The 4,185-nt window shown below is 69.5% G+C and carries 4 protein-coding genes and 1 pseudogene; 2 read left to right on the top strand and 3 right to left on the bottom strand.

The window, feature by feature from the left end:
* Positions 1-70: 70 nt before the first annotated feature.
* Entirely contained in the window at positions 71-1,351 is a 1,281-nt protein-coding gene (locus Q4I23_RS30950; protein ID WP_498528759.1) for a glutamate-5-semialdehyde dehydrogenase, read from the bottom strand.
* A 181-nt stretch (positions 1,352-1,532) separates the two neighbouring features.
* On the opposite strand from Q4I23_RS30950, the gene Q4I23_RS30955 reads away from it, so the two are divergent.
* Positions 1,533-2,384 (top strand): c-type cytochrome, encoded by an 852-nt coding sequence (locus Q4I23_RS30955; protein WP_498528760.1) that lies wholly within the window; start codon positions 1,533-1,535, stop codon positions 2,382-2,384.
* A 107-nt stretch (positions 2,385-2,491) separates the two neighbouring features.
* Positions 2,492-3,235: a sulfite exporter TauE/SafE family protein gene (locus tag Q4I23_RS30960; protein WP_454018854.1), complete on the top strand. Its 744-nt coding sequence runs from the start codon at positions 2,492-2,494 to the stop codon at positions 3,233-3,235.
* Between the two features lie 16 nt (positions 3,236-3,251).
* On the opposite strand, the gene Q4I23_RS30965 is transcribed toward Q4I23_RS30960, so the two are convergent.
* Together Q4I23_RS30965 and Q4I23_RS30970 are read right to left on the bottom strand one after the other, a co-directional pair.
* Positions 3,252-3,935: an HAD family hydrolase gene (locus tag Q4I23_RS30965; RefSeq protein ID WP_498528761.1), complete on the bottom strand. Its 684-nt coding sequence runs from the start codon at positions 3,933-3,935 to the stop codon at positions 3,252-3,254.
* Positions 3,932-4,144, bottom strand: a pseudogene (locus Q4I23_RS30970) (PUA domain-containing protein); the annotation flags it as partial. The gene Q4I23_RS30965 and the pseudogene Q4I23_RS30970, both read right to left, overlap by 4 nt.
* Positions 4,145-4,185: the final 41 nt, after the last annotated feature.

The raw sequence follows: 4,185 nt of genomic DNA on the forward strand, positions 1-4,185 counted from the left end.
GCGTATAATCGTCGGCAGCGTCAGATGTGTATAAGAGACAGGGCAGATGTAAGCTCCAGGGCCGTGAACCTCACGGCCGCGTCTGGCCATCGCCACGCACGACATACTTGTAGCTGGTCAGCTGCTCCGCCCCGACCGGGCCGCGGGCGTGGAACTTGTCGGTGGAGATGCCGATCTCAGCACCCATGCCGAACTCGCCGCCATCGGCGAACTGGGTGCTGGCGTTCCACAGCACGATGCCGCTGTCGATGCGCTGCAGGAAGCGCTCCGCCGCCGCCGGGTCCTCGGTCACGATGGCGTCGGTGTGGTGGGAGCCGTGGCGGTTGATGTGCTCGATCGCCCCGTCCACCCCGTCCACCACGCCGCAGGCGATGATCGCGTCGAGATACTCGGTGTCCCAGTCCTCCGCCGTCACCGCCGTCACGCGCGGGTCGGCGGCCTGGGCGGCGGCGTCGCCACGGACGGCGCAGCCGGCGTCCAGCAGGTCCTTCACCAGAACCGGCAGGACGGCGTCGGCGATCCGACGGTCAACCAGCAGCGTCTCGGCGGCGCCGCAGATCGAGGTGCGGCGCATCTTGGCGTTCATCACCACCTTGCGCGCCTTCTCCAACTCGGCCCCGGCATCGACATAGACGGCGTTGTTGCCGTCCAGATGCTTGATGACCGGGATGCGGCTCTCCTCGGCGATGCGCTGGATCAGCGACTTGCCGCCGCGCGGGACGATCACGTCGATATAGTCGCGCATGGTCAGCATGTGGCCGACCGCCGCCCGGTCCGTGGTCGGGACGAGCTGGATCGCCGCTTCCGGCAGCCCGGTGGCGCGCAGCCCGTCGGCCAGACAGGCGGCGATGGCACGGGACGAGCGGATGCTCTCCGACCCGCCGCGCAGGATCGCCGCGTTGCCCGACTTCAGGCAGAGGCCGCCGGCGTCGGCGGTGACGTTGGGACGGCTCTCGTAGATGATGCCGATCACCCCCAGCGGCACGCGCACGCGCTGGATGGCCAGCCCGTTCGGGCGGGTCCATTCGGCGATGACGCCACCGATGGGATCGGGGAAGGCGGCGATGTCCTCCAGCCCCTTGGCCATCGCCTCGATGCGGGCGTCGTTGAGGGCCAAGCGCTCGATCATGGGACCGGCGAGGCCGCGCTCACGGGCGGCGGCGACATCCGCGTCGTTGGCCGCCTGGATCTCCGCCTTGCGGGCGCGGATCGCGGCAGCCGCCGCCCGCAAGGCCTGATCCTTCGACGGGCTTGGCACGGTCGCCAGCTCCGCCGCGGCGGCGCGGGCGGCGCGGCCGAGGGCGAGCATCTGATCGTGCAAGGCGTCGGTGGTCTCAAGCAGGGCGGACATCGGTCTCACTCCAGTGGCGTTCGCCAATTGAAAAGGGCCGGAACCATAGCCGATCCTGCGTTTCCGCGAAAGCCATGCCGGTTAAGCCGAAAAGCTGAGTGGAATACTCAACATTCAGCCTGGGCCACGGATTGTTGCGTGGTTAGCGTTCCCTCATGCAACATTGGCGAGGGAGCCTTTCATGAACCGGCTGGTCCGCCGCGGCGCCGCCGTGGCCGTTGGGGTGGTGTGCCTAGGGGGATCGGCCTGGGCGGAAACACCGCTGGAGCGGGGGCGCGCCCTGGTCAACGGCATCGTCGCCTGCGGCAACTGCCACACGCCGCAGGGGCCGACCGGTCCGGTCGCGGGAAAAGAACTGGCCGGCGGGACGCCCTTCGTCGAGGAGCCCTTCACCGCCTACGCCTCCAACATCACGCCGGATCCGGAGACGGGGATCGGGCGCTGGACCGACGAGCAGCTGACCGCCGCCATCCGCGAAGGCAGGCGCCCCGATGGTAGCCTGATCGGGCCGCCGATGCCCTTCGGCTTCTACCGCGGCTTGTCGGACGGCGACCTGCGCGCCATCGTCGCCTATCTGCGCAGCGTGCCGCCGGTGCGGCATTCTGTCCCGAAGTCCGAGTATCGCATGGCGCTTCCCGCCGCCTACGGACCGCCGGTCGGGTCGGTGGCCGAGGTGCCGCGTACGGATCCGGTGACGTACGGCGCGTACATGGCCGGCCCGCTCGGCCACTGCATGGAATGCCACACGCCGATGCTGCCGGACGGGCGGCTCGACATGACGCGCATGGGGGCCGGCGGGCGGAACTTCACCGGGCCGTGGGGCAACGCGGTGTCCCGCAACATCACGCAGGACAAGGAGCATGGGCTGGGCGGCTGGACCGATGCGGAGATCCGCAAGGCGATCACCGAGGGTGTACGTCCCGACGGCAGCCGGCTGAGCCCGCCCATGGGCTATCATTATTACAAGTCCATGAGCGATGGCGAGTTGGGCGCCCTGGTCGCCTACCTCCGTACGCTTCCCCCGACCCGCTAGACCCCACCGGCCGTCCGTGAAATACCGCACCGCCGAAAACGCAGTACCGGAAGCTTTGCCGAGAGGGCATAGTCCGCGGGCTTTTCCACCCGCCGGACCGTGTCCCCATGCTGACCCTGCTGCTGATCGTCTCCGCCTTCTTCGCGGGCGTGCTCAACGCCGTGGCCGGTGGCGGCAGCTTCCTGACCTTTCCGGCGCTGATCATGGCCGGCGTGCCACCGCTGAACGCCAACGCGACCAGCACGGTGGCGGTGTCGCCGGGCGCGCTGGCCAGCGCCTACGGCTACCGGCGGGAGTTGGGGCGGATCAAGGAGGTCAGCCTGCCGGCCTTCCTCGGCGTCAGCCTGATCGGCGGGCTGCTGGGCGCGCTGCTTCTGCTGTGGACGCCACAGCGCGTGTTCGAGGAGATCATCCCCTGGCTGCTGCTGTTCGCGACGGTGCTGTTCGCCTTCGGCCCGAAGGTGTCGGCCTACATCCGCCGCAACTTCAAGGTCGGTCACAACACCGTGCTGATCGTGCAGTTCTTCATCGCCATCTACGGCGGCTATTTCGGCGGGGGGATCGGCATCCTGATCCTGGCGACGCTGGGAGTCTTCGGCCTGACCGATCTGCACGCGATGAACGGGCTGAAGGCGCTGGTCTCCGGCTGCCTGAACGCGGTCGCGGTGGTGGCCTTCGTCTTCGGCGGTGCGGTCTATTGGAACGAGGCGCTCATTATGATGGTGGCTGCCGTGGCCGGCGGCTACGCCGGGGCCGCCGTCGCCCGCCACATCCCGCCGCCGATCCTGCGCAAGTTCGTGATCGCGGTGGGCGTGGCGATGACCGTCTATTTCTTCGTCGCCAAGGGGTGAAAAGGGCAAGCGGCGGTCAGTCCGCCGCCATGCGCTCCGCAAGGCCGCATAGGCTATCCCAATCCAGCGCCGCCGGGTCCGCCACCACATGGTCGGCGGCCTCGAACAGCAGGTCGGCGTGCTGTGGCCAGGCGATGGTCAGCATGCCGGCGGCCTTGGCGGCGCGGGCGCCGGTCGGGCTGTCCTCGATCACCGCGCAGGCCGCGGGCGGCACGCCGAGGCGAGCGGCGGCGGTCAGGTAGGGCTCGGGGTCCGGCTTGCCCTTGCTCACGTCGTCGCGGCTGAGGCCGAACAGGAAATGCGGGCTGCCCATGTGGCGCAGGTTGGCGTCGACCACGCGGCGTCCGCTGTTCGACACGCAGGCCTGCAGCAGCCCCCGCTCCGCGAAGGCGTCGACCAGCGCCAGGGCGCCGGCCCGCGCCTCGACCTCGGCGATGCGTTCCAGATAGAGGTCGGTGATGGCGTCCGCCCATTCCCGGAAGGTCAGGACCATGGGGCGGGCGGCGTGCAGTCGGGCGTACAGCTCGGGAAAGGCGACGCCCAGCGTGGCCGCGTAGTCCGTGTCGGACATAACATGCCCGTGCAGCCGGCAGACCGCAATGGTGGCGCGCTGGTGCCAGGGCTCGCTGTCCAGCAACGTGCCGTCGATGTCCCACAGGATGGCCTGGAGCGGCGGGCGGGCCAGAATCGGAACGCTCACCGCACCACCAGATCGTCGCGGTGGATCATCTCGTCGCGGCCCCGGTAGCCGAGGATCTCCTCGATCTCGTGGCTCTTGCGGCCGGCGATGCGGCGGGCGTCCTCGGCGGCGTAGGCGGTCAGGCCGCGCGCCACCTCGCGCCCGTCCGGCGCCTTCACCACCACCACGTCGCCGCGCTCGAAGTCGCCCTCGACGGTGCGCACCCCGGCCTGTCTCTTATACACATCTGACGCTGCCGACGATTATACGC

The organism is Azospirillum sp. UFLA03-27, assembly GCF_059803775.1.